At 68.2% G+C, this 24,963-nt stretch carries 26 protein-coding genes; 12 read left to right on the forward strand and 14 right to left on the reverse strand.

What is annotated here, in order from left to right; translation table 11 throughout:
• Positions 1–136 precede the first annotated feature (136 nt).
• Positions 137–1,117 carry a glycosyltransferase family 2 protein gene (locus AC1RR5_RS18440; protein WP_492923702.1) on the forward strand — a complete coding sequence of 327 codons (981 nt, stop codon included), beginning with the start codon at positions 137–139 and terminating at the stop codon, positions 1,115–1,117.
• A 34-nt stretch (positions 1,118–1,151) separates the two neighbouring features.
• Positions 1,152–1,643, forward strand: a complete 492-nt coding sequence (locus AC1RR5_RS18445; protein WP_492923704.1) for a hypothetical protein — start codon at positions 1,152–1,154, stop codon at positions 1,641–1,643.
• Here the strand turns inward: AC1RR5_RS18445 and AC1RR5_RS18450 are convergent.
• Entirely contained in the window at positions 1,640–2,146 is a 507-nt protein-coding gene (locus tag AC1RR5_RS18450) for a surface-adhesin E family protein (RefSeq protein ID WP_492923706.1), read from the reverse strand. The genes AC1RR5_RS18445 and AC1RR5_RS18450 overlap by 4 nt on opposite strands.
• Positions 2,147–2,278: 132 nt before the next feature.
• Here AC1RR5_RS18450 and AC1RR5_RS18455 point away from each other — a divergent pair, with 132 nt between their 5' ends.
• From AC1RR5_RS18455 to AC1RR5_RS18470, 4 genes are all read left to right on the forward strand, one after another.
• Positions 2,279–2,947, forward strand: coding sequence for a TetR/AcrR family transcriptional regulator (locus AC1RR5_RS18455; RefSeq protein ID WP_492923708.1), 669 nt, complete (start codon positions 2,279–2,281; stop codon positions 2,945–2,947).
• A gap of 36 nt (positions 2,948–2,983) precedes the next feature.
• Positions 2,984–3,859, forward strand: coding sequence for a transglutaminase family protein (locus tag AC1RR5_RS18460; protein WP_492923710.1), 876 nt, complete (start codon positions 2,984–2,986; stop codon positions 3,857–3,859).
• 31 nt (positions 3,860–3,890) lie between these two features.
• On the forward strand, positions 3,891–4,037 hold the full coding sequence (locus AC1RR5_RS18465) for a hypothetical protein (RefSeq protein ID WP_492923712.1): 147 nt from the start codon (positions 3,891–3,893) through the stop codon (positions 4,035–4,037).
• Between the two features lie 114 nt (positions 4,038–4,151).
• Positions 4,152–5,012, forward strand: coding sequence for a hypothetical protein (locus tag AC1RR5_RS18470; RefSeq protein ID WP_492923714.1), 861 nt, complete (start codon positions 4,152–4,154; stop codon positions 5,010–5,012).
• A gap of 106 nt (positions 5,013–5,118) precedes the next feature.
• On the opposite strand, the gene AC1RR5_RS18475 is transcribed toward AC1RR5_RS18470, so the two are convergent.
• Positions 5,119–6,261, reverse strand: coding sequence for a hypothetical protein (locus AC1RR5_RS18475; RefSeq protein ID WP_492923716.1), 1,143 nt, complete (start codon positions 6,259–6,261; stop codon positions 5,119–5,121).
• A gap of 96 nt (positions 6,262–6,357) precedes the next feature.
• On the opposite strand from AC1RR5_RS18475, the gene AC1RR5_RS18480 reads away from it, so the two are divergent.
• Entirely contained in the window at positions 6,358–7,773 is a 1,416-nt protein-coding gene (locus AC1RR5_RS18480; protein ID WP_492923718.1) for an MFS transporter, read from the forward strand.
• On the opposite strand, the gene AC1RR5_RS18485 is transcribed toward AC1RR5_RS18480, so the two are convergent.
• The 6 genes from AC1RR5_RS18485 to AC1RR5_RS18510 all read right to left on the reverse strand — a co-directional run bounded on the left by AC1RR5_RS18485 (position 7,770) and on the right by AC1RR5_RS18510 (position 12,195).
• On the reverse strand, positions 7,770–8,060 hold the full coding sequence (locus tag AC1RR5_RS18485; protein ID WP_492923720.1) for a UvrB/UvrC motif-containing protein: 291 nt from the start codon (positions 8,058–8,060) through the stop codon (positions 7,770–7,772). The two genes, AC1RR5_RS18480 and AC1RR5_RS18485, sit on opposite strands and share 4 nt — an antisense overlap.
• Positions 8,061–8,107: 47 nt before the next feature.
• A complete protein-coding gene (locus AC1RR5_RS18490) occupies positions 8,108–9,169 on the reverse strand; it encodes a Leu/Phe/Val dehydrogenase (protein WP_492923722.1) in 1,062 nt (353 codons plus the stop codon).
• 61 nt (positions 9,170–9,230) lie between these two features.
• Positions 9,231–10,289 carry an alpha/beta hydrolase gene (locus AC1RR5_RS18495; RefSeq protein WP_492923724.1) on the reverse strand — a complete coding sequence of 353 codons (1,059 nt, stop codon included), beginning with the start codon at positions 10,287–10,289 and terminating at the stop codon, positions 9,231–9,233.
• Positions 10,286–10,870: a uracil-DNA glycosylase family protein gene (locus tag AC1RR5_RS18500; protein WP_492923726.1), complete on the reverse strand. Its 585-nt coding sequence runs from the start codon at positions 10,868–10,870 to the stop codon at positions 10,286–10,288. Before AC1RR5_RS18500 ends, AC1RR5_RS18495 begins: the two co-directional genes overlap by 4 nt.
• Before the next feature lie 53 nt (positions 10,871–10,923).
• Positions 10,924–11,838 carry a S1/P1 nuclease gene (locus AC1RR5_RS18505; protein WP_492923728.1) on the reverse strand — a complete coding sequence of 305 codons (915 nt, stop codon included), beginning with the start codon at positions 11,836–11,838 and terminating at the stop codon, positions 10,924–10,926.
• 45 nt (positions 11,839–11,883) lie between these two features.
• Positions 11,884–12,195, reverse strand: coding sequence for a DUF3253 domain-containing protein (locus tag AC1RR5_RS18510; RefSeq protein WP_492923730.1), 312 nt, complete (start codon positions 12,193–12,195; stop codon positions 11,884–11,886).
• Positions 12,196–12,303: 108 nt separating this feature from the next.
• Here AC1RR5_RS18510 and AC1RR5_RS18515 point away from each other — a divergent pair, with 108 nt between their 5' ends.
• Entirely contained in the window at positions 12,304–12,756 is a 453-nt protein-coding gene (locus AC1RR5_RS18515) for a PaaI family thioesterase (protein ID WP_492923732.1), read from the forward strand.
• Here the strand turns inward: AC1RR5_RS18515 and AC1RR5_RS18520 are convergent.
• The 4 genes from AC1RR5_RS18520 to AC1RR5_RS18535 all read right to left on the reverse strand — a co-directional run bounded on the left by AC1RR5_RS18520 (position 12,753) and on the right by AC1RR5_RS18535 (position 18,019).
• On the reverse strand, positions 12,753–13,376 hold the full coding sequence (locus AC1RR5_RS18520; protein WP_492923734.1) for a glutathione S-transferase family protein: 624 nt from the start codon (positions 13,374–13,376) through the stop codon (positions 12,753–12,755). The two genes, AC1RR5_RS18515 and AC1RR5_RS18520, sit on opposite strands and share 4 nt — an antisense overlap.
• A gap of 64 nt (positions 13,377–13,440) precedes the next feature.
• Positions 13,441–14,721 carry a NupC/NupG family nucleoside CNT transporter gene (locus tag AC1RR5_RS18525; protein ID WP_454715052.1) on the reverse strand — a complete coding sequence of 427 codons (1,281 nt, stop codon included), beginning with the start codon at positions 14,719–14,721 and terminating at the stop codon, positions 13,441–13,443.
• Between the two features lie 210 nt (positions 14,722–14,931).
• Positions 14,932–15,837 carry an EF-hand domain-containing protein gene (locus AC1RR5_RS18530; protein WP_492923736.1) on the reverse strand — a complete coding sequence of 302 codons (906 nt, stop codon included), beginning with the start codon at positions 15,835–15,837 and terminating at the stop codon, positions 14,932–14,934.
• A 100-nt stretch (positions 15,838–15,937) separates the two neighbouring features.
• Positions 15,938–18,019 carry a S46 family peptidase gene (locus tag AC1RR5_RS18535; RefSeq protein ID WP_492923738.1) on the reverse strand — a complete coding sequence of 694 codons (2,082 nt, stop codon included), beginning with the start codon at positions 18,017–18,019 and terminating at the stop codon, positions 15,938–15,940.
• 160 nt (positions 18,020–18,179) lie between these two features.
• On the opposite strand from AC1RR5_RS18535, the gene AC1RR5_RS18540 reads away from it, so the two are divergent.
• The 3 genes from AC1RR5_RS18540 to AC1RR5_RS18550 are packed head-to-tail and all read left to right on the forward strand — an operon-like array spanning position 18,180 to position 21,155.
• Positions 18,180–19,376: an ABC transporter permease gene (locus AC1RR5_RS18540; RefSeq protein WP_492923740.1), complete on the forward strand. Its 1,197-nt coding sequence runs from the start codon at positions 18,180–18,182 to the stop codon at positions 19,374–19,376.
• A complete protein-coding gene (locus AC1RR5_RS18545) occupies positions 19,373–20,125 on the forward strand; it encodes an ABC transporter ATP-binding protein (RefSeq protein WP_492923742.1) in 753 nt (250 codons plus the stop codon). The genes AC1RR5_RS18540 and AC1RR5_RS18545 overlap by 4 nt, the downstream gene beginning before the upstream one ends.
• Positions 20,126–20,147: 22 nt before the next feature.
• Positions 20,148–21,155, forward strand: coding sequence for an HlyD family secretion protein (locus AC1RR5_RS18550; protein WP_492923744.1), 1,008 nt, complete (start codon positions 20,148–20,150; stop codon positions 21,153–21,155).
• 95 nt (positions 21,156–21,250) lie between these two features.
• Here AC1RR5_RS18550 and AC1RR5_RS18555 read toward each other — a convergent pair whose 3' ends face one another.
• Entirely contained in the window at positions 21,251–21,619 is a 369-nt protein-coding gene (locus tag AC1RR5_RS18555; protein WP_492923746.1) for a response regulator, read from the reverse strand.
• 71 nt (positions 21,620–21,690) lie between these two features.
• Entirely contained in the window at positions 21,691–23,205 is a 1,515-nt protein-coding gene (locus AC1RR5_RS18560; protein ID WP_492923747.1) for a PAS domain-containing protein, read from the reverse strand.
• A gap of 754 nt (positions 23,206–23,959) precedes the next feature.
• Between AC1RR5_RS18560 and AC1RR5_RS18565 the strand changes: the two genes are divergently transcribed.
• A complete protein-coding gene (locus tag AC1RR5_RS18565; RefSeq protein ID WP_492923749.1) occupies positions 23,960–24,865 on the forward strand; it encodes an SDR family NAD(P)-dependent oxidoreductase in 906 nt (301 codons plus the stop codon).
• Positions 24,866–24,963 lie beyond the last annotated feature (98 nt).

The raw sequence follows: 24,963 nt of genomic DNA on the forward strand, positions 1-24,963 counted from the left end.
CAACTGCGGGCGCTCCCCTAGTTGTTACACATTGCGTAAAAACGCAACAATCCGTTGTCGACCCATCATGAGGTCTTGCGGATCATGTTTTCCGCACGTACAGTTTTTATGCAACTATTTTGAGCGCAACAAACGCATGTTCGTTTCGATCGATCCCGCCCACTCCCGCGCCGCAGCCCTGGCGCAGCCGCGCCTGTCGCTGATCATGGTCGTCTACATGACCGGTCCGGCGCTGATGGAAAGCGTGCGCCACGTGCTGGCCGAGCCGCTGGTCGAGGAATTCGTCATCGTCGACAACGGCTCGTCCCTGGCCGACGCGGCCTGGCTGCGCGAGCTGGCCCGCCGCGAGCCGCGCGTGCGGCTGCTGCAGGGCCTGGGCAATATCGGTTTCGCCCGCGCCGCCAATCTAGGCGCGGCCGCGGCCAAGGGCCAGGCCCTGGTCTTCCTCAATCCCGACGCGTTCCTGACCCCCGGCGCAGTGGCGGCCTTGGCCGACGCCGCCCGCGATCGCCCTTCGCCCTGCGTGATCGGGGCCCGGGTCTTCAACACCGACGGCACAGAACAGCGGGGCGCGCGACGCGGCGAGATCACGCCCGTCACGACCCTGCTTACCCTCTCGAAGCTTAGCGCCACCCTGCCCCCGCTGCGCCGCTTCGAGATCCACCGGGAGAGCGAAGCCCCCCCTTCGCACCCGGTGGACACCCCTACGATCTCGGGCGCCTGCTTCTACATGTCGGCGTCCGACTTCCACGTCCTTGGCGGTTTCGACGAGGGCTATTTCCTGCATGTCGAGGACGTCGACCTGTGCTGGCGCGCCCGTCAGCGGGGCGGCAGCGTGCTGTTCCAGCCCAACGCCCGCATCATCCACGTCGGTTCGACCAGCAAGGAAAACCCGCTGATCGTCGAGTGGCACAAGGGCAAGGGCCTGGTCCGCTACTTCCTCAAGCGCGCCGACAGCCCGCAGCGCAAGCTGCTGGCCCTGGTGCTGGCCCCGCTGATCCTGGGTGTGGCCGTGGCCCGTCCGCTGCTGCGCCAGCTGCGTCGTGGCCGCATGGGCCGTCCGGTCGAGCGCCTGGCGCCCCTAGCCAAGCCGCCCTTGACGAAATCGGCGGCCTGAAGCCTCACTGGATCACCCGAAGGTTGATCCCGTCATGCGCCGACATCTCGCTCTCACCGCTCTGACCTGCGCCCTGCTGGTCGCCTCGACCGCTCACGCCCAGCGCCAGCGCGGCGACGAGAGCTGGGGCAAGACGGGCGTGTCTTACCTGCAGTACCGCACCGACGCGGTCGAATGCGCCTATCGCGTAGGCCAGGACGCCCCGGTCGAGTACGCGCTGGTCGACCTGATCTTTCCGAACAACATGCCAGGGACGGCGGCCGGGTCCGACGCGATCTCCATCAGCCAGATGATCGAGGCGGCGGATCCGGGCAGCGGCCGCATGAGCCGCCCCTTCCGCCAGATCTCCAGCCAGCTTCGAGAACCGCTGGCCAAGTGCCTGGGCGAGCGCGGCTATCGCCGGTTCCGCCTGACCAAGGACCAGGTCAAAGAGCTGCGGTCGCTGTCGGCGGGCTCCAAGGCCCGGCAGGTCTTTCTGTGGAACCTGGCCGTCGACCCACAGGTCCAGCAGCGCCAGCGGCGCTAGCCCGTCGGAGGTTTCATGCAGGCCGCGTCGACCACGCTCTCGTCGAACGCGCCCGGCTCGGGCTTGGTCCAACCGCGCTCCTCGAAGGCGTAGGCCGTCTCGGCCCCCTTCAGATTGTTCTCGGGATAGCGATAGACCGCCAGGCTGCGGAACGCGCGCGTCTGGCAGTCGACGTCCTGGGCCATGCGTTCGGAGCGGAAGGTCAGGCCGGCCTCGCTTTGCGGCGCGCGGAACTCGTGGCGCACCCAGACCCGCTGCCAGGTCTGCCCCGCCGGCGTCTTGCCGGTCTTGGCGAAGGTGATGACGCCCTTGTCCTCGCCCACGCCCAGGAACGGCCAGCCGATCCCCTCGATACGCTCCGACCACCGGGGCGCGGCCTTGGTCTTCTGTTCGGGGGCGGTAATGGTGACGGAATCGATCTTGGACTGATCGTCCTGGGGCGGCGCGGAAACTGCCGCCGCCTGCCCGCCCAGGAGCAAAAAGGCCGTCAGCATGCCGATCATCGGTGAGTCCCCACGCGCTAAACGGGAAAAGCCTAAACGCGAACGGCGTTACGCGCTACAGCAAGCGCTATTGACGCTTGCGCCAAATTCGAACGCCCGTAAGACTTCCCTACGGGTAAAGGGGAATATGTAGTGAGTCCGACCACCGACGCCGCCGCTTCTACCGAAGTCGAGGCCGCCGAGACCGAAGCCGCCACCAAGAACCTGGTTTTCGTGGCCGCCGAGCGCCTGTTCGCCCTGCACGGCTTCCAGAACGTCTCGGTGCGCGACATCACCGCCGCCGCCGGCGTGAACCTGGCCTCGGTGAACTATCACTTCGGGTCCAAGGACGCGTTGCTGTTCGAGATCTTCAAGCGCCGCACGGCCGAGCTCAACCGCGAGCGGGCCAAGATGCTGCACGAGGCCAACGACCGCAACGCCGGCGCGCCGCCGGTCCGCGAGATCCTGGCCGCCCTGCTGACCCCGCCGCTGCGCTGGCTGGCGCCGGACCACGAGCGCCGCATCTCGCTGCAGTTCCTGATCCGCGCCCGCAGCGAAGGCACCGACGAGATCCGCACCGTGTTGAAGACCGACGTCTCGCACCTGCGCCGCTTCTCCGACGCCCTGCTGCGCGCACGTCCCGACCTGTCGCCGGAAGACGTCTACTGGCGGCTGCACTTCACGCTGGGCATGCTGCACAACAACCGCTTCGCCGAGTTCGACCGCCTGAACGTGCTGTCGGAAGGCCAGACCAGCGAGTCCGACGTCGTGGCCCTGCTGGAGCGCATGCTGGCTTTCGCGGAAGCGGGTTTCAAAGGTTAGGAACCTTGGCCATGCCGGCGCGTTTGACGCTCCGGCATGGGACGGCTCCGCATTCTCCACGAGACGCGGTACTACTATGAACGGCCGGTGCGGTTTGGACCGCAGCGGCTGCTGATCCGTCCACGCGACAGCCACGCCCTGCGCATCGTCGAGGCCAGCCTTCGCCTCTTCCCGCCCGGCGCCACGCGCTGGAGCTACGACGCCAACGGCAACTGCGTCTGCATCTTCGAGCCCAGCGGCAAGTCGGACGCCATGCGGGTGGCCAGCGAACTGGTCATCGACCGCTATCCCGCGCCCCTCGTCCCGCAGCGGATCGAGAACCCCGACACCCTGATGCCCATCGTCTATTCCCGCGAGGATCGGGCGACCCTGGAGCCGTTCATCGCCCCGGTCACCGACGATCCGGACGCGGTGCTTCTGCGCTGGCTGCGGGGTCTGGCGACCCACAAGGACGAGCCGGCCCTGGCCTTCCTGCTGCGCATCAACGAGCTGATCCACAGCCAGTTCAGCTACTGCACCCGCCACGAGCAAGGTGTGCAGACCCCGGTCGAGACTCTGCAGAAACACAGCGGCGCCTGCCGCGATCTGGCCTGGCTGATGGTCGAGGGCCTGCGCCGCCTGGGCTACGCGGCGCTGTTCGCCACGGGCTACATCCATTCGCCCGGAACCGGCATCCGCGGCGCGGGGGCGACCCACGCCTGGTGCGAGGTATTCCTGCCCGACCTGGGCTGGCTGGAGTTCGACCCGACCAACGGCCTGGCGGAATCGCCTGACCTGATCCGCGTCGCCGCCACCCGAACGCCAGCTCAAGCGTTACCCGTCTCGGGCGCCATTATCGGCGACCCCGGCGCGGCGCGTCTTCAAGTTTCCGTGGACGTGCGGTTAGTCGACGCCGGCAACCCGGCGGTGTGATAATTTCAGTGGCGTGCGGGAGGAAAAGCCCATGACCAGAGGCTTCCAGAACCAAGACCCAATGCAGAACGTCTGCTTCCCCAAGGCCGAGCCCAAGGCTCAGCACGGCCGCAAGCCCGACGAGGCCTGCGTGAAGCTGAAGGAAAAACGGACCTTCGAGCCCAAACCCGGCCACTAAGGCGGAAGCGTAACCCCTTGGAGCCACTCGCGGTTCGGTTGTCAGGCGAGCCGTCTATACATGTGCGCCTGGGAACGTTAACTTCCGTTAGGGGATATGGGGAGCTGCTCGAGCATGCGACGCGTCACGCTCGTATGTCTGCTGACGACGGCCGGCGTCGCGATCGTGGGATCGGCGACGGCGCTGTCGACTCGCGCCCCTGAGCAATTCAACCAGACCCTGACCCTGGCCGGCGGCCCCGACGCGGCGAGCGCCGCCTATGTCGATGATCCGGACGCCCCGATCGCCACGGCCCGCTACGGCGGCGAGCGCTCGCGCGCCGTCCCCGAGACGCCGACTGTAGAGGCCTATGCCACGCCGGCGACCGCCACGGTCGCGCTGGCTGGCGGTCCCGCCGACGTCGGCCTGGCAGGCGCGCCCGCCCCGCAAGCCGTCGCCGAGCAGACCGCCCCGAACCCCGTCCCCGCCAAGGCCGAGCCCGCGCGTCCCGCCGCCCGCCTGCTGGCCGAGGCCCCCATGCCGCGCCGCGCGCCGGTGCTGGCCCTGACCCGGGTTCACGAGGTCCGTCCGTACGGCAAGGTCCTGAAGGTCGAGGTCAACGATCAGCCCCTGCCCTTCACGCCCCTGGGCATGCAGTCCAGCGCCGTCAAACGCATCACCCTGACCGCCAACAGCCTGGTGTCGAAGACCCGCGCCTCGGCCGAGGACCTGCGCCGCAGCCGCTGGATGCTGTTCGCCGCCAGCTCGGGCAAGGCCTATGGTCTGAACCTGATCCGCGACACCCTGGGCGGCTGGCGCAACGCCGGCTACAGCGAGGACAAGGTCGCCCGCTTCGGCAGCCGCCAGATCGGCCTGGGCTGGCGCAAGGACAACCGCCAGGTCTCATTGACCGCCACACGCCGCAAGCTCACCTCCATCGACTATTCCGACAAGGACACGGTCGTCGGCGTGACGGTCTCGGTGCGCGGGAAATAGCGCCGCTTGTGATCCTCGTCCTTCGACAGGCTCAGGATGAGGATCAGGGCAATTCAGTAGAACCTCATCCTGAGCTTGTCGAAGGACGAGGTTCGGCCCCTCAGCGCTAGGCCTTCTTCACCGGCCACAGCGCATCCGCCGGCCGCCGCAGCACCTCGGCCGCCTTCGCGTGCAAACTGGCTGGCGCGAGCTTGCCGCTCTTGGCCGCCGCGGTCGTCCAGGCTTCCAGATTGCCGCCCGTCCGGTCGTAGCCGTCGGCCTTCAGCAGGCCATAGAGCCCCGCCGCCAGCACATGCATGCCGTCATCCGCCTGCTCCCAGCGCTTGTGCGGCTCCTGCGCGAAGCCCAGGCGCTCGCTGACGATCTGCTCCAGCGCTTCGACCATGTCCTCGTTCAGCAGGCCCTCCAGGCTGTTGTAGCCGAAGGCCGGGTCGTGCTCGGCGACGATCTTCTTGAGCAGGACGTCCTTCTCCAGCACCGCCAGGGCGGCCTTGGCGGCGGGGCCGTCCATCGGGAACGGCGGGTGTAGCACCTCGTGGGCGGCGTTGCGCAGCACGATCTCGTCGGGCCAGGTGATGCCGGTGATGAAGCGCTGGCCCTGCACGCGGATGCCGTGCGGCTTGTTGAACCACAGCAGGACGATCTCCAGCGAGGCGTCCAGCGGCCGGCCCAGCAGGCGCTCCTGTTCGGCGATCACGTCGTAGCCGGCCAGCTTCTGGCGCAGGGCCGGCAGGCGGGTCCCAGCCGTGGGCGCCAGCATCCGCTGGCGCAGGTCGACGAAGCCGGCCTGGCGCAGACCGTCCAGCACCAGCCGGAGGCGCGGCCGGCGAGCGATGAACAGGTCCCAGTCCTTCTGGTCCCAATAGGCGCTGGCCTTGTAGGTCGGCAGGATCGCCGTCTCGGCCGCGTCCAGGGCGGCGATCACCGCGTCCAGCGTGTCGATCGGCGCGCCCGACATCAGGGTGCACAGGCCCGGCCCCAAGAGCTGGTTTTCCTTGTCGGCCTCGGCCTGCAGGCTGGCCATGGCCTCCATCGCCGCCTTGGGCATGCGCGGCAGGACGTCGGCCAGCTCGTCCTTGTAGTAGCGGGCGTAAAAGTCCTTGCCCGACAGCGGACCCAGGAAGCACAGGGCGTCGAAACCCTCCGACAGGCTGACCTTCCACTGGGTGCGGATCGGCGCGGCCAGGGCGGGCGAGACGGAGACAGCGGCGAGCGCGGCGGCGGTGAGGAAAAGCTGGCGTCGGTTCATGGCGCACAGCTTCGCCGCGCCCGGCTGTTGCGGTCTTGAAAGGATGTGACCGACGCCCGTCTGGACCCTGGCGTCGCACGGGCGTAAAGCGCCCTCGTGTCCGATCAGTCCTCCGCGCCCTCCCCGCTCTCGACGCGTCTCGTCTCGATCGCCGTGGCCAGCGCGCTGTTGATGGAGTTCATCGACTCCACAGCCCTGTCGACCGCCCTGCCGACGCTCTCACGAGCCTTCGCGGTCGACCCGATCCACCTGAAGCTGGCCCTGACCTCCTACATTCTCGCGCTGGCGGTGTTCACGCCAGCCAGCGGCTGGGCGGCGGAAAGGTTCGGCGCGCGGCGGGTGTTCCTGTCGGCGATGATCGTCTTCCTGCTGGGCTCGGCCCTGTGCGGCCAGTCGCGCAGCCTCGAGGCGCTGGTCGCCTCGCGTATCATCCAGGGCATCGGCGGAGCGATGATGACGCCGGTGGCGCGGCTGATCGTGGTCGGGGCCTCGCCCAAGGACAAGCTGCTGGCGGCCATGGGCTGGTTCACCATGCCCGCGCTCGTTGGCCCGCTGATCGGCCCGCCGATCGCAGGGCTTGTGCTCAGCGTCGCCGACTGGCCGTGGATCTTCTACATCAACCTGCCCGTCGGCCTGCTGGGCATGGTCGCCGTCCTGCGCTTCGTGCCCAGGAGCGAGCCTCGCCGAGACCTCGGCCGCTTCGACACCCCCGGCTTCGTCCTGTCAGCCCTGGCGGTCAGCGGCCTGGTGATCATGGCCGAGACGGCGGGCGTCAACCTGCTGCCGCCCTGGGTCCAGGTCGGGCTGCTGGTGCTGTCGGTAGCCTGCGGGGCGCTCTATCTGCGGATCTTCAAGCGCACCGGCCGGCCGATCCTGGACCTCTCACTGCTGCGCTATCCCACCTATCGCGCCAGCCTGCTGGGCGGGACGCTGGTGCGGCTGGGCATCGGGGCGACGCCGTTCCTGATGCCGCTGCTGCTGCAGGTGGCGCTGGGTTGGACGCCGCTGCGGGCCAGCCTCGTCACCATCGCGACGGGGTTCGGCATCCTGATCGCTCGCCCGTTCGGCGCGGCCCTGCTGCGGCGGATCGGCTTCCGCTCGTCCCTGGCGCTGTTCGTGGTGCTGACGGCGGTGATGACCACCGCGCCGGCCTTCTTCCGCAACTCGACGCCGATGTGGGTGATGATGGCGATCTTGGTCCTGGCCGGCTTCGTCCGCTCCAACCAGTTCATCGCCGCCAACACCATCGCCTATGCCGACGTGCCGGAAACCTCGACGGCGGCGGCCTCGACCCTGTCGGCCGTGACCCAGCAGGTCGGCCTGGCCCTTGGGGTCAGCTTCGGCGGCATGATGCTGCACTGGGCGCGCGGCGCGGATGGCGCCCTGACGCCGGACCGGTTCACGATGCCGTTCGTAGCGATCGGCGTGGTGACCCTGCTGGCCCTGCCGGTCTATCTGGCCCTGGACAAGGACGCCGGCTCGGCGATCAGCGGCCGGAACCGGGCGGCCTAGGCCTTGGTGCGACGCCCGCCACGCGAGTGATTGGCGGTCATCGGATCGGGCTTCTTCGGCGGGACCCAGCCTTCGGGCCGCCTCGGAACGGGCTGGTCGGTGCCCAAGCCCATCTTGCCGGGCGTCTGGCGCTGGAAGTACGAGGCCTGAGGCTGGCTCTCGACGTCACGCACCATGGCGCTGTGCTGGATACCCTCGATCTCGATCCGCAGCTTGCCGGCGGTCTCGAAATCCTGAGCCGCGACGGCCGCTTCCATCTGCTCTTTAAGTTCGTCGAGATGCGACATGGACGCCTCCAGGGGACTTGCCCCTGAAGAACGCCCGAAGTCGTGGTTTAGCCTCGAGCCGCCGCGATGCGGGCGCGGGCGATCTCGTCGGCAACCAGGTTGGCCGGACGCTTTTCCGAGATCGACTGGTCGATGACCTCGGCCAGGGTCTGGGCCAGGCGGTCCAGCTTGGTCGAGACCCACTCGCCGTCGAACGCGCTGCCGGCTTCCAGGGCGCGGATCTCGGCGGCCACGTTGATGATGCCGCCGCCGTTGATGACGTAGTCGGGGGCGTAGAGGATGCCGCGATCGAACACGGTCTGGCCGATCATGGCGTCGGCCAGCTGGTTGTTGGCGCCGCCGGCGATCACCTTGACCTTCAGGCGCGGCAGGGTCGTGGCCGAGATCGCGCCGCCCAGGGCGCAAGGGGCGAAGACGTCGGCCTCGACGTCGAAGATGGCGTCGGCAGGGACGATCGTCGCGCCGGTCTTGGCGGCGACCTCGTTCAGGGCCTGCTGGTTGACGTCGGCGATGGTCAGGACCGCGCCGGCGGCGTGCAGCTTCTCGGCCAGATAGGCGCCGACATGGCCCACCCCCTGGATGGCGACGTGGACGCCCTGCAGGTCACGCTTCAGGGCGCGCTCGACGCACAGGCGCACGCCGCGGAACACGCCCTCGGCGGTCACCGGCGACGGGTCGCCCGAGGCGGCCGCGTGGCCTTCCAGGCCGGCCACGAAACGGGTTGTCTTGCGGGTGCTTTCCAGGTCCGACGGCGAGACGCCGACGTCTTCGGCCGTCCAGTACTGGCCGCCCAGGCTGTCGACGGCGCGGCCGAAAGCCTCGAACAGTTCCGGCGTCTTCTGGCTGCGGCTGTCGCCGATGATCACGGCCTTGCCGCCGCCGAAGTCGAGGTCGGCCATGGCGTTCTTGTACGACATGCCGCGCGACAGGCGCAGGGCGTCGGTCACGGCCGCGTCGCTGCTGGAGTAGTCCCACATGCGGCAACCGCCGGCCGCCGGGCCGCGCGCGGTCGAGTGGATCGCGATAATCGACTTCAGACCAGTTTTTTCATCGAAGAAAGCGTGGACGCCTTCGTGTCCCTCGAAATCGGGGGAATCGAACAAGGTCATGCTGTCGGTCTCGCCTCAGCTAGAATGAACGTGGCGGCGGTGTACGCCCGCTCGCCTCGGCTCACAAGCCCGAAGCCTGACGTTGCGACGACTTGCGTTTCTTGGCCTTCGGCGGGTCCAACGCTGTCATGGCCGCAAGCGTTGCCGGAATGGGCATCGCGCCCGAGGGCGGCCAGGGCCCGGGGGCGTCGCGCAGGAAGGCCTCGGCGTCGCTCCAGACGTTGGACGCCTGCTTGTCGACCAGCAGCAGGTGGTAGCCCTTGGCGTAGTAGGCGGTCTTCGCGCCGGGCTTGAGGCGCGCCACGGCTTCAACCGTCGCCTCGCGAGGGATGATGTGATCGTTGGCGCCGTAGAACCAGGCCGTGGGGACATTGACGCCGCCCGGCGACCTCCAGGCCCGCTCCATCAGGTTCACCAAGCCGTAGATGGTGTCGGAGCGCGCGCCCCAGATCATCAGCGGGTCGCGACCCATGCGACGCAGCTCGTCGATATTGTCGGACGCCATGACGTCGCGGACCAGCCACTCCGGCGGCTTGACCACCCAGCTGCGGGTGGCGTGGGCGGTGATCCACAGGCTGAGACGATTGGGCAGCGGCTGGTTGGACCAGCCCCAGACGGCCGGCGCGAACAGCATCAGCTTGTCGACCGGCGGCGGGGTATCCGAGGCCATGGCGCTGATGGCGAGACCACCGCCCATGCTGATCCCGGCCAGGGCGACCTTGGCGTTCGGGTGCGGCTCGCGGACAGCCGTGATCAGGGCCCGGACATCGTCGAGCACCAGGTTGGCCGGCGCCCAGACCCCGCGCTCGGGCGAGCGGCCAAAGCCCCGGACGTCCAGGGCGTAGGTCGCGATCCCCCTGCCCGCCCACCAGTCGGCCGCCAGGTGATAGGCGTTCGAGTAGTCGTTCATGCCGTGCAGGCCGACCACGACCCAGTCGGGCTCCGTGGCCGGCAGCCAGCGCATGAGGCCTAGCGTCGAACCATCGAAACTGACGAAACCATCGTCGGTGATCCTGGGGCCGCGAAAGCCCAAAGCCGCCAGTTCGGGCCGCTGCTTCAGCGGTGCGCAGGCGCTCAGCACGGCGGCGGACGCGGTCAGGATCAGGGCGCGGCGGTTCATCGGCCCAGAATGTCCGCGACACGTTGGCGAAGGAAGGGCACGACCTCTTCCTCGAACCACGGATTGCGCTTCAGCCAGCCGGTGTTGCGCCAGGACGGGTGCGGCATGGGCAGGACGTTCGGTCCGAACTCGCGCCAGCGGGCGATGGTTTCGGTCATGGTCTTGCTGGTCCGGCCGGGCAGCGCCCAGTCCTGGGCGTAGCTGCCGACCAGCAGGGTCAGCTCGACATTGGGCAGCTCGGCGAGCAACGGCGCGCGCCACGTCGCCGCGCAGCGCGGCGGCGGCGGATAGTCGCCGCCCTTGGGATTGGTGCCCGGAAAGCAGAAGGCCATGGCCGCCACGCCGATCTCGGGCCGGCCGTAGAAGGTCTCGCGGTCGATGCCCATCCACTGGCGCAGGCGGTTTCCTGACGGGTCGTTGAACGGCAGGCCGGTTTCGTGGACCAGCCGCCCCGGCGCCTGGCCGGCGATCAGGATCCTGGTCTCCTCGCGCACCCGCGTCACGGGCCGAGGCACATGCGGCAGGTACGGCGCGCACGCCCGGCAGGCGGCGATGTCGGCCAGGATCTGATCAAGCGGCATGGTCGCCACTTAAGCCCGCCGGCTGCGAAAACAAGCGCGGCGCAGGGTCGCTGCTAGCGCACCAGGGCCAGCACATCCGCCAGGCGATAGCCCGCCGTCGCGACGCGGGCGTCGGCCACGCTTCGCATCTTGGCCATGTAGCCCGGCGGCAGCACCGGCGCCTTGGCCTTGTCCGGCGACCGGGGCAGCGCGCCGTCGCGATAGGCGACGCCCTTGGCCAAGACCCAGCTTTCACGCTCCCAGGCCTCCAGAGCGGCCGAACCATCGGCGACGCGCGCCGGACGCGGATAGACCTTCTGGACCGTGGCGGCGATCGCCTCGGCGCCGGCCTCGTTACTGGCGGCCACACGGTTGGGCGCGCTGTCCCACAGTTCGTGCATGTCGACGGGCGGCGCGCCCTTCTCGCGCCGGACGAAGGCCAGGCTGCCAGCCCGATCGCTCTTGGGATAGTCCCACGACAGCCAGTGCCCGGCGTGCAGCGGCTGATGCTGGTCGCCGACGATGTGCATGAGCCAGCACAGGGCGATGGCCCGCTGGGGGCGCGGCGCCTTCACATCACGGGCGATGGCCAGTTGCTCGGCGAAGGCCTTCTCGGCCTTGCCCGCCGTGAACGGCAGCACGAACCGCGACGGCGAGACCAGCTTCAGGGCGTAGTGCCAATCGGGCCGGTCGTTGGGGCTGCCGCGCGTGTCGTCGGGCCAGACGGCCATCAGGGCGAACAAGCGCCGCTCGCGCGCCTTGCCGGTCAGGCCGGCCAGGCGCTTCTCGAACCGGGCGCGGTCGGGGTGGCCCTGCATGATCGCGACGATGGCGGCCACCGCCTTTGGGTCACGGACAGAGAGCGTGTCATAGGCGATGTCGCCGACCGCCATGTGGCCCTGATCGTTCCAGGCCAGGGCCGGCGCGGGCGTCAGCGCGCCCAAGGCCATGGCCGTCGATACGGCCACGGCGATCACGACCTTGCGCATGTTCACTCCCCTTTCGGGGCAGAACACGGCCCGGCCGCCCTGGGGTCAAGCTTCCGTAGCGTCGTCGCCGGTTTCGTCGCCCTCGACCGTGTCCTCGAACGAGGTCGGATCGCCTTCCAGGCGCGTGCGGATGCGGTAGACGCCGCGGAATTTCTCGGGGTTCACCGGCTTGTTGTGGCGCAGGATCACCACCTTGCCCTCGCGGGCCAGCTCGATGGCGTTGGTGCGCACGTGGCCCAGGATCTGCTGCCAGCGCTCGGGCTGGACCGCCTTGGCGACGTTCATCGGGTCGATCGACTTGCCCTCGGCCAGAGGCGCCAGCAGGGACAGGATCGTGTCTTGGATCGGGGAGGTCATGAGCGCTCTCCTGCCACGGATTGTCAGCGGAGGCGAGACCGGCGGCTTGCGCGCGGCCATACGCCCTTCTAACTGAACACCGATAAGAACAAGCGGAGGGGATCGGCCATGGACGGCGGAAACGACATCTGGAGCGGCCCGCGACTGGTGGAAGACGGCGAATGGGCCGGCTGGCGCACCTGGTCGGGCATGGATCCGTTCGAGGACCAGTCTGGGCCCTTCTACTTCCAGGAAGCCGAAGACGGTCGCATCACCGCCGCCTTCCGCGCCGAGACCAAACACATGAACGGCGGCGGGTTCATGCACGGCGGCTGCATGATGACCTTCGCCGACTACTCGCTGTTCGCGATCGGCTGGAAGGCCCTGGCCGACAGCCGCGCCGTGACCGTCAGCCTCAACGGCGAGTTCATCGGCCCCGCCCGCCCCGGCGACCTGGTCACCTCGACCGGCGAGGTGATCAAGGCCGGCGGCTCGCTGCTGTTCATCCGCGGCCTGATCTCGACCGGCACAGGCCCGATGCTGAACTTCTCGGGCGTGGTGAAGAAAATCCGCACCCGCTAGGCGGCCATCCCCGCCTTGGCGGCCGGGCGCTCCAGCATGGCGTTGAACCAGCGGTTCACGTGGGCCAGCTCCGGATCGGGCCGCCACTTGATCATGCGGCCAAAGTCGATGCTGGCTACCGTCACCACATCGGCGATGGTCACGCGATCCGTGGCGATGAAGGCGCTCTCGGCCAGGCGGCGGTCCAGCATCTTCAGGCTGCGCTTGGCGCCGTCGAGATTGTAGGCCGCCACCTCCGGGATCTGCGCCTCCAAGGCCGCCATGCCCGGATGGCTGTGGCGCACGCCCTGCATGATCGGCGTGGCGACCATCAGCTCGGCGCGCCGCAGCCACATCTCGATGATCGCCGTCTCCTTGGCGTCGCGCCCGAACAGGTTCGGCTCGGGATAGACGCTTTCCAGATAGCGGCAGATGGCGACCGACTCGGTGATCACCGTCCCGTCGTCCAGCTCCAGCGCCGGCATGTGCGACAGCCCGGCCTTGGCCCGGTACTCGGGCGACTTGTGCTCGCCGCCCATGATCGACAGCGTGACAATCTCGACGTCGTCGATCCCCTTCTCCGCCATGAACCAGCGGACACGCCGGGGATTGGGCGCGCGGAGGCAGTCATAGAGTTTCATACGAAAAATCCTCCCGGCTTTTGACCGGGAGGATGCTTGGTTTTCGCTACGGAATGAAAGCGACTTAAAGCCCGAACAGCGCCCGGGGCATGAGGCCGATCAAGGAGCCGGTGAGGCAGGTGGCCAGGAAGCCGGCCATCATGGCTTTCCAGACCAGGCTCAGCACCTCGGCGCGGCGTTGCGGCACCAGGACCGAGAAGCCGGCGACGTTCATGCCGACCGAGCCGATGTTGGCGAAGCCGCACAGGGCGTAGGTCATGATCATGCGGGTGCGTTCGTCCAGCGCCACGCCGCCGACCTTGGCCAGCTGGATGAAGGCGGTGAACTCGGTGAGAATCAGCTTCACGCCCAGCAGGCCGCCGGCGGTGCCGGCTTCCTTCCAGGGCACGCCCATCGACCAGGCCAGGGGCGAGAAGACCACGCCCAGGCCGCGCGCAATGCTCAGCGGCTGGCCGCCGACCATGGGCATGGAGCCCAGGATCTTGTCGACCATGGTGGCCAGGGCCACGAAGACGATCAGGGTCGCGCCGACGTTCAGCGCGATCTGCAGGCCGTCGGTGGTGCCCTTCATGACGGCGTCGATCGCGCTGCCGTAGGTCTTGTCCTCGGCGGCCAGATCGAGGTCCCCGCCCTTCTCCATCGGATCGGACGGCACGATGATGCGGGCCAGCAGCACGCCGGCCGGGGCCGAGATGATCGAGGCGGTCAGCACGTGGGCGGCGGCGTTGGGCAGCACACCGGCCAGGATGGTGGCGTAGGCGACCATGGTCGAGCCCGAGACGCAGGCCATGCCGACCGTGATCAGCATGAACAGCTCGGAGCGCGACAGCTTGTCGAGATAGGCGCGGATGAAGATCGGGCCCTCGATCTGGCCCATGAAGATGGTGGCGGCGGTGGCCAGGGCCGGCGGACCGCGCAGGCCCAGCGTCTTCTGGAAGATGAAGCCGAAGCCCTGGGCGGCCCATTTCAGGATCTTCCAGTGCCACAGCAGCGCCGACAGGGCGCAGACCACCAGGATCACCGGCATGACGCGGAAGGCGAAGATGAAGCCCGCGTTCGGGTTGCTGATCGTGTAGGGCTGGTCGCCCCCGGCCAGGAAGCCGAACACGAAGGCGGTGCCGGCCTGAGTCGAACTGGCCAGGCCCTCGACGGCGCCGTTGACGCCCTGCAGCAGTTGGCGCGCCTGGGGCAGGCCGAATAGCACCACCACCAGCAGCACTTGGACGACGAGGGCGGCAATCGCCAGAACCCACGGGAATCGCTTGCGATTCTCGGATACGAGCCAGCAGAGACCCAGGGTGAGCGCCAGACCCGCCAGGGCCTGAACGTTCTCAGGACGGAACATCAAGACGAAGACCTTACTAAAGTGGCGCGCGCCCCCGCGACGCCGGCCAAGGGCGAAGAATGACACCAAGTCAGCGGTCGCACGCAAGCGCCTTGAGTAAGGAATGGTTAAGGAAGCGACGCGGCGCCTAAGTCAGAGCCTTATTACCGAACAAACTGTCATCCCGGCCAAGCGCGTAGCGCGCCGAGCCGGGATGACAGGCTGGGGCAGCTACGCCGTGACACTCGTCCCACTGCTGGCGCTCGACGACGACGACGACGTCAGCGCCGTGTCCAGTTGGGCCAACAGCTTCTGCATCAGGTCGGCCGCGGCCGTGGAGCCCGAGAGCAGGCTGGTCAGGGACGAGGTGGAGTCGGTGCTCGTCTCCTTGCCCTGGTCGAGCAGGGCCTGGAACTCCGTACCGCTCAGCGCCCCGTCGCCGTCCTGGTCGGCGGTCTTGATCAGGTCGGAGGCGGCGCTGGTCGCGTCCGTGCTGTCGCTGCTGCCTGCGGCAGCCAGCTCGTCGGCCGAGACGATGCCGTCCTCGTTGGTGTCGAGGCTGTCGAACACGCCGCTGGCGCTGGAGGTCCCGTTGGCGCTCTGCGTTCCACCGCTAGGCGGCGGGCCCGGTGGCGGACCGCGCGTGGCCTGAGCCGACTGATTGGCCGAAGCCGTGGAGATCGCGCTGGAGATCTCCTCGGTCGACAGGCTGCCGTCGCCGTCGCTGTCCAGGGCCGCGACGATGTCTGCGGCCATCTTGTCCTCCAGACCCTGCCCCTTGACCTCGTCGGGCGCATTGGCGGCCAGGGCGGTGGAGATCTCGCTGCTGGTCAGCAGGCCGTCGCCGTCGGCGTCGCCCGCCGACATCACCGAGCTGGCGACGTCGTCGACCGACTGGGTCGACAGCAGCGACGACAAGGTATCGCCGCCGAAATGTTGGCCGGGTCCGCCGCCGCCGCGCATGGGCGGTGGGCCGCGATCCTGGCCCGAGCCCTGCACATTTTGCCCGATCGACTGGAACTCGGTCTGCGACAGCTGCCCATCGCCGTCGGCGTCGGCGGTCTTGAAAGCCTCCGCCTGCTGAAGCTGGCGCAGCTGCGCCCAGTTCGTAGAGGAAGTGGCGCTTGTAACGCTCATCTCGCTCTCCCTTGGTTGAAGCGTCGAAAGGCCGACGCCTCCGAAGAGGAGCTAGAAATGTTCCAGCTTGCCGTGTGTTGCGGGGGTGAAACGAAGCGCCTCAGCGCCCCGCCAACTCTTTCACCAGGTCGGCGCGGTCATAGACCTTGTCCAGCGCCTGGGTGATGGCCACGGCCGACAGCGAGACGGTGCGATTGCGGGTCCCGTCATAGCCATAGGCCCCGCCCAGCGACGGCAGGTTGCCGTCGAACGCCACCCCGATCAGCCGTCCCTTGGCGTCCAGCACCGGCGAGCCGGAATTGCCGCCGACGATGTCGTTGGTGCTGACGAAGTCCAACGTCGTGTCGGGCTTCAGCTGGTCCTTGGCCTCCAGCCAGCGCGGCGCGGCGGCGAAGGGATCAACGCCCGTCACCCGATCGTAGAACCCGGCGAAGTCCGTCGCGGCCGGGATCGCCCTGCCCCGCTCTTCCCAGCCGGCGACCTTGCCGTAGGAGAGGCGCAGCGAGAACGTCGCGTCCGGATAGACGCTGTCGCCCAGCACGGCGAAGCGGGCCTTGGCGATCTTCTCGGCCGCGATGTCGGTCGGGCCCGAGACCCGGGTCTCGTAGGCGGCCCGAGCCTCGCGGGCGATGGGATCGGTGCGCAGGATGAAGCGGACCAGCGGATCCTCGGAAGCCTTGATCGCCTCAAGGCCGCCCTTCCAGAGGGCCATGCGCGCCTCGGGATCGACGAGCTGTGTCTCGGCCAGCGCCTTGGCGATCTGCTCGGGGCTCTCGCGACCCAGCAGCGCCTTCACCCGCGGGTCGTCGACGGTCAGGGTCTCGCGGGTCTTGAGCAGCCAGTGCTCCAGATAGAGTCGCTCCACCGCCGGATCGGCCATGGGTCCGTCGGCCAGCTTGCGCTCAATCAGCGGCAGACGGGCGTCGACATATTCGGGCAGGCGCTCGGCGTCGGGCTTCTCGCGCTCCTGGGCCGCGCGCACCAGCAGACGGGCGTAGTAGTAGAGGTCCGAGTTGCCGCCATATTCCAGCATGCGCCAGGGCAGGAACAGCTCGGCGGCCGCCTGCTGGGCCTGCGCGATGTCATCCCAGGCCTGGCCCGTCTGCGCCGCGAGCGCCGGATCGGCGGCGACCTTGGCGCGCAAGGCGTCCTCATCGGCGCGCTTGGCGTCCAGGAAGGCCTTGTCGTTGAGGGTGAACTGCTTGCCCAGGCCCAGCTTGTAGCTGTTCTGCACCCAGGCCAGGGCCTGGCTGGCGACACGGGCGTGCTCGGCGCTTTCCTGGCCGAACTGGATGAGGCGGCCACGCAGCTCGGCCCGCTGCAGCTGCAGCACCGGCAGGACGAGGTCGCGCTGGGTCTCCAGCTGGGCCACGGTCAGCTGGCGTTCGGTCGAGCCCGGATTGCCGACGACGAAGGTCGGCTCGCCCGGGGCCGGCGGCGTGTCGCGCCAGGCCAGGTGATCGCGCGTCGCGGCCGGTTTGCCGTCGACATAGAGCCGCACGAAGGCGACGTCGAAGGCGTAGCGCGGGAAGTTGAAGTTGTCGGGATCGCCGCCGAACGAGGCCGAGGCCATCTCGGGCATGAAGACCAGCCGCACGTCGCTGTAGCGGCGGTACTTGTACACCTTGTACTGGCCGCCCCGGAAGAAGCCGATCGCCTGGCAACGCAGCGTCTGGTCCATGCCGCAGGCGGCCAGCTCGGCCACCGCCATGGCCCCGTCGCGAGCGCGGACGAAGTCGCGCCCGGTCTTGCCGGCGACGGCGCTGCGCACCTGACCCGTGACGTCGATGATGGTCAGCAGCACCTCGGCCTGAACGCCCGCGCACTTGCGCTCCTCGCCCCGGCCGTCGGTCAGGAAGCCGTCCTGGACGTAGTCCTGACCGTCACGGGTCGACAGCCCTTGGGCGCAGTCGGCGACGCAGTGGCTGTTGGTGATCGCCAGCCCCTGGCCACTGACCAGTCCCGCCGAGCAGCCGGTGGTCAGGCGCACGGCCGAGGCCTGCGCGGCGTCCAGCCAGCTCTGATCCAGGGTCACGCCGGTGGCCGCCTTGATGCGCTCGACCGGGATCTTGTCGAAGGTCCACATGCCCTCGTCGGCCCGCGCGGAGGCCGTCGCGGCGAACGCCAGCACCAGGCCGGAAGCCGCGCGAAGGATCGTGAAGGGCGGGTCGGATTTCAGCACTGCCGATGTCGTTAGCCTCGCCGAAGGCGCCCATCCAGCCCGTTCCGCTTGCCGCGCGAATATTTCATCCCGGAAATGCGCCTTACCCCGATTTAACTTGGCCGTCCCGCGATCGCCGGTCATTGCTGCAACCAACGGTTTCGGGGGAGCAAGAGTCGGAATGTCGTTGGCCTTGGCCACTCTTCTCTACGAGTGGCGACGTTACATGGCGGCGGTCGTCGCCTTGGCCTTTTCGGGCCTGCTCATCTTGGCCCAGGTCGGCATCTTTGTCGGCATCGGCAAGGGCTTTACCGCTCAGATCGACCGCGCCCGCGCCGACATCATGGTCCTGGGCCCCGGCGCCAAGGCCCTGTTCGGCGGCCCGTCCGGCCTGCCCCGCCGCATGATCCCGCTGGTCTACAGCCATCCCGAAGTCACGCAGGTCGCCCCGCTGGACGGCTCTGGCGGCCGCTTCCAGAACATCCTTTCCGCCGAGGAGCAGGCCAAGGAAGAGGCCCGCGCCAAGCGCGCCGGCAAGGGCAAGAGCGGCGGCTCGGCCCGCAAGAGCGAGTTCGTCAACGTCACGGTGATCGACGCGATCCCCGGCTACGTGACCGTGCCCACCGACTACACCCAGTCGATGATCGAGGCCCTGCGTCGCCCCTACGCCATCGCGGTCGACGAGACGGCGCTGAAGCGCCTGGGCGTCAAGAAGGGCGACAAGGCCCTCTACAACGGCAAGACCGTCTATGTGGCCGTGATCACCAAGGGCTATCCCAACATCATCCAGCCCACCCTGGTGATGTCGCGCGACACTCTGCGGATGCTGGGCGAGGCCGACACCGGCCAGCGCGTCGGCCCGCTGATGGTCGAGATCCAGGACCCGGCGCGCGCCGAGATCGTCGCGGCCCAGCTGAACAAGAAGGCCGACGGCAAGTTCCGCGCCTGGACCCGCCAGGAGCTGGCGGACGCCAACTCCGGCGCGATGCTGGGCGACCAGATCATCGTCATCATCCTGGGCTTCTCGGCCTTCCTGGGCCTGCTGATCGGCGTCGTCATCACTTGGCAGACCCTGCGCGGCGCGATCATGGCCAACATCAAGGAGTTCGCCTCCTTGCGCGCCCTGGGCGTGTCGATGGGCGATCTGCGCAACATCGTCATGGAGCTCAGCTTCTGGGTCGGCGTCGTCGGCGTCCTCGCCGCCGGCCTGCTCACCTGGCTTGTGTCGCTGCTGGCCATCCTGGGCGGCGTGCCGATGTACTTCCCGCCCACCCTGATCATCACCGTCGCCGTGTTCCTGGTGGTGATCGCCATGGTGTCGGGCTTCCTGTCGCTGGGCATCCTCAAGAACAGCCAACCCGCGGACCTGCTGCGATGACCGGCACCAACAACGCTCACAAGCGCGGCGAGACCGCCCTCGAGGCCAAGGGCCTGGTCAAGCGGTTCAAGACCGGCCGCACCTTCATCGAGGTGCTCAAGGGCGTGAACTTCGACGCCAAGCACGGCGACGTGACCATGGTCATGGGCCCCTCCGGCTCGGGCAAGTCGACCCTGGTCGCCGCCCTGTCGGGCCTGCTGAAGCCCGACGAAGGCCACGTGGCGGCGCTGGAGGCCGACGACCTCTGGTCCCTGTCACGCGGCAAGATCGACAAGTTCCGTCTCGACCACTGCGGCTTCATCTTCCAGGGCTTCAACCTGTTCCCGGCCCTGTCGGCCAAGCAGCAGGTGATGACGGCGCTGAAGTACCAGGGCGTCGGCAAGGGCGAGGCCTCACGCCGGGCCCAGGCGGCGCTGGAGTCGGTGGGCCTGGGCGCCCGCGTCAACCAGCGCCCGTCAGAACTGTCGGGCGGCGAGAAGCAGCGCGTGGCCATCGCCCGCGCTCTCGCCAAGAACCCGAACCTGATCTTCGCCGACGAGCCGACCTCGGCCCTCGACGGCGAGAACGGCCAGATCGTCATCCGCCTCCTGCGCGAGGCCGCCTCCATCCGGGGCGCGGCGGTGATCTGCGTGACCCACGACCCGCGGCTCGAGGCCTATGCCGACCGCGTCATCCACATCGAAGACGGCCGGATCCTGGACGACGTGCGGAGAACGCCCGACGCCAATCCCGCGCCGCTCAGCCACTGATTTCCTGGGGGAATTTTAGAAAATGCCCGCGTTCCTGCGCCGCCCCGCCTTCTACATCGTCCTCGTCGTCGTGCTCGTGCTGGGCGGCGGCGTCTTCTACATGAAGGGCCAGGCGGCCGAGAAAAAGAAGAAGCTCGAAGCCGCCGCCGCGCAGGAGGAGCCCTCCCCTTACGCCGCCATCGCCCAGGGCAAGGCCGACGTCGAGGGCGGCGTGATCCAGGTGGCCGCGCGCCGCCAGGGCATCGTCCGCGAGGTCTATGTCCAGGAAGGCGATATCGTGAAGATGGGCCAGCCGCTGGCCAAGCAGGAGGACGACGACGTCCGCCTGGCCTCGCAGACCGCCGCCGCCGCGCTGTCCTCGGCCCGCGCCCAGCTGACGCTGTTCCAGGTGCAGCTGCGCACGGCGCAACGTGAGTTCAACCGCCTGCAGAACCTGTCGGCCTCGAACTTCGTCGCCGGCCAGCGCCTGGACGCCGCCCGCGACCAGATCGCCTCGGCCCAGGCCAATATCGGCGCCCAGCAGGCCGCCATCGGCGTGGCCAAGGCCCAGGTCGCCCAGGCTCAGTACAACCAGGAACTGACGATCATCCGCGCCCCGGCCGACGGCCGCATCGCCCGCCGCCAGGCCAATCCGGGCGCCGGCGCCTCGACCCTGAACGTCACGGCCATGTTCGACCTCGAGCCCAACACCCAGCGCATCGCCCGCGCCGAGATCGTCGAGGCCGACATCCCCAACGTGAAGATAGGCCAGGAGGTCGAGATCCAGCCGGAAGGCAATCCGGACCTGACCTACACCGGCAAGGTCCTGCGCCGCGCCGCCGTCTTCGGCGCCCGCAAGCTGGCCTCCGACGACCCCAGCCAACGCAGCGACGAACGCGTCGTCGAGGTGGTGGTGAGCGCCGACGGCGCGCCGCTGCTCGTGGGTCAGCGGGTGCTGGTGAAGTTCATGAAGCCGGGCCAGAAGGCCGGCGTAAAGCGGGATAAGCCGGCTCAGCCGATGGCGGGTGGGATGACGAAGAAGAAGGCGTAGAGTGCGCGGAGGGAGCGGACGACATATGTCCGCTCTCGGCCGATCTCGGACGCCGCGCGCATCGTACCGACGAGCGCCGCGGAGAGCGCCGGCAGCTACGCAGCCGCCTTGGCCATCAAATCCGTAAGCTGCTGATCCGCATAAGGCTTGCCGATGAAGTAACCCCGCGCAGGCATCTGCTCGACGGTTGGCTGTTCGCGACCAGAGGTCAAGACAACGCCCATCAGCGGCCAGCGGGCCCTGACCGCGATGGCCAGGGCAAAGCCGTCCATGCCGGGCATGTTGATGTCGGTGAACAGAACGCCGATCTCAGGGTTTTCACGCAGGAAGTCCAGCGCCTCGGCCCCGTCATCGGCCTCGGGGATCAGATACCCAGCGTCTCGAAGACAATCCGCCGCGGCGCAGCGAATGAGCGGCTCATCATCGACCACCAGGATCGTCGTCCGCTTCGCCAAGTTTGCCATGACAGTCCGAACGCCCGGGTCACCTCACGGTTCCGCCCAAATTGGTTAAGAGATTGAGGTGGCGTCGCTTTTTAGCGGGCGAGGCGCGCTTGAGAGAAGCGCAGGTTCGTCTGCAATCCATGGGCCGTCCATTCGCGCGACCACTGCCCCCGCAGCTGGCGCACGATGGCGTTTTCAAGGAGCACGCTGCCAAAGCCGCCGCCCTGGATGTCCTCGACCAGCGCCGTAGCCGTGGCGAGGTGTTCGCGCCAGGTGACGGTCACTTCGTCGCCGTCCCGGGTCATGTCGATCTGAACCTTGCCGTCCGGGTGACCCAACGCGCCGTATTTCAACGCATTGGTCGCCAGTTCGTTGATGATCAGCGCGATGGAGGTGGTGGCAGTCAGGCCTATGCGAACATCGTCGCCGGACACGACCACCCGCCGGTTGGCGCCATCCAGGTCACCATAGGGTTCCAGCAGCACATGCAGGAGCACCAGCAGGGTCTGCGGCGCGATGTGAGCGCTGCCCACCACCTCTGGCGGCGTCACATAGGCCATGGCCCGACCCAGGCCAAATAGTCGCGTCCGCAGCGCGTCGGCGAACGGCCGGGCCGCGGCGTCCGCCCTGGCGGACAGCGAGATCACGCCATCGACCACGGCGAACATGTTCTTGATGCGGTGCGCCAGCTCCCGCACCAGCAAGGACTTCTCCTCGCTGGTCTTGAGGCGTTCGGAGATGTCCATCGAGACCCCGACCAGGCGCAGGGGCGCGCCGTCGACGCCGCGGATGACGTCGGCGCGCATCTGGATGAACCCGATGGCCGCGTCGGCGCGCACGATCTGGAACTCGATCGCGAAATCGCCATCGACGTCGGTGCTCTTGAACGCGTCCCGCACTCGGCGGCGGTCGTCGACGTGGACAGCCTCCAGCAGTTGCGGCAGGTCGAACGCTTCGGCGGCGGGCCGCCCGAAGTTCTCCCTGAACACCGAGGAAGCGTTCAGCACGCCCGTGACCAGGTCCAGATCCCAGAGTCCCATGCGCCCGGCGCCGGTCGCGAACCGAAGCCTTTGTTCGCTGTCGTGCTGCGCCTGCAGCCGGCGGGCCGACTCGGTCGCCAGGTCGGCGTTGTGGCGTTCGAGGTCTTCCAGCCGCTGCAGCTCGGCCGTCACGTCGAACTGGCTGGCGATAAAGTAGCTGAGCTCGCCGCCTGCGTCGTGGACCGGCGCCATCTGCAGTCGGTTCCAGAACGCCGAACCGTCCTTGCGATGATTGCGGACGTCGATGACGATCGCCCGCCCGGCCTTCACGGCGGCGCGGATGGCCTCGACAACCACGGGGTCGGACTGCGGGCCCTGCAGGAACCGACAATTGAGCCCGATCACCTCTTCGCGCTCATAGCCCGTGAGTTCGCAGAAGGCGTCGTTGACGAACACCAGCGGATTGTCGGCCATGCGCGGATTAGTGATGATCATCGGCGTGCCGGTCGCCCGGACGGCGGCGGCGAACGGGTCGCTGTCACCGCCGAACCCGGCGAACGCACCGCTCCAGCCGGGCGTCAGGACGGTCGGCGCGGATGAAGCTTTCGAGCGCGGCGCTTGAGGCATGTCATATCCGGCGCACGCCCAGGTCATGACAGCTAGAAGTGTCCCTGCCGATTGCCTTCTACCCGTAGCGGGTCCCAGGCCCGCAAGCCAGCGGGATGAGGTCCGCCAGGAGCGCCCGCTGTTCCGCAGCCCGCTCGATCGCGCTGGCGTCAGACCCTCCAGGGGGATTGGCGCGCCTGAATGCTCGGCCTTCGCGATCTCGACGTCAGCAAAAACAAGCGCTTGTCGATTTTACGCCCCTCTCAATCCCCCGTGCTAAAAACGCCCGCACAATGCTTGCACCTCGTCGCGAGGAAAGGGCGCGTTGGCCAGCGACCGAACGTGGCGGCGGGGGGCGATCGAGCGGTGGAGGTCCGAGGGGGATACTCGGACGGTCCGGGGACCTGGTTTCGCTGCCAGGCCCGCCCGTCGTCGGCGTGGTCGAAGGCCCAAGGGTGTGTCACTGCCCCTCTTCGACCGCCGGGCGCTTTTCGGAAACGGAAGGGCCCGGGTCCCGCTAAGGCCTGAACAGGGCCACCCGGCGGGACGCTGGCGGAAAACGGTCGCACGGAGCGTCGGGCTTCGTCGAAACGGTAACCAATACTCACAACTCCGGACGCTGTCCGGCGCTCCGCGTCCCTTTCCATCGCTTCAGCGGACCGCCGCGTGAAGTCGAACGATCGTGCGTGCGGCGAAGGAGCGCTCCCCTTGACCTCCCCTCTCCCGCGCCGCACAACACGGCCAAACCGAACACGCGTTTGAGGAGACGACGGGCATGACGGACATCCGCTTCGACGGCAAGGTGGCGATCGTGACGGGGGCCGGTGGCGGCCTGGGCCGGCAGCACGCCCTGGAGCTGGCCCGGCGGGGCGCCAAGGTCGTGGTCAACGACCTGGGCGGCAGCGTCGACGGCTCGGGCGGCTCGTCCGAAGCGGCCCAGAAGGTCGTGGCCGAGATCGAGGCCTTCGGCGGTGAGGCCATCGCCCACGGCGCCTCGGTGACCGACGACGCTGGCGTCGCCGACATGGTCAAGACGACCATGGAAAAGTGGGGCCGGATCGACATCCTGATCGCCAACGCCGGCATCCTGCGCGACAAGACCCTGACCAAGATGGACCTGGCCGACTTCGAGCTGGTCATGCAGGTGCACGTGTTCGGCACTTTCAAGCCGATCAAGGCGGTCTGGGACATCATGAAGGCCCAAAACTACGGCCGCATCGTCGTCACCACCTCGTCGTCGGGCATGTACGGCAACTTCGGCCAGAGCAACTACGGCGCGGCCAAGATGGCGGTGCTGGGCCTGATGAACACCCTCAAGCTCGAGGGCGCCAAGAACGACGTGAAGATCAACGCCATCAGCCCGGTCGCGGCCACCCGCATGACCGTGGGCCTGATGCCGCCGGAAGTGCTGGCCAAGCTGGCTCCGGAATATGTCACGCCGGGCGTCGTGTACCTGGCCTCGGAAGACGCCCCCACCGGCGCGATCCTGACCGCCGGCGCCGGGGCCTTCGCCCTGTCGCGCATCTACGAGACCGAGGGCGTCTATCTGGGCGAAGACGGCCTGTCGGCCGAAGAGGTTCGCGACAGTTGGGACAAGATCACCGCCGAGGACGGCCAGAAGGCCTACTTCAACGGCGGCGAGCAGGGTCAGAAGTTCTTCCGCAAGATGGCCGGCGGCTGACCTAACGTAAGCATAGACACATTCCGGACAAGGTTCGGTAGAGTTTTGACATAACAGTGATTGATGCGGGGCCTTCGCGGCCCCGCTTCTTTAGCAAA

This window comes from Caulobacter sp. GW821-FHT11E11, assembly GCF_058808315.1.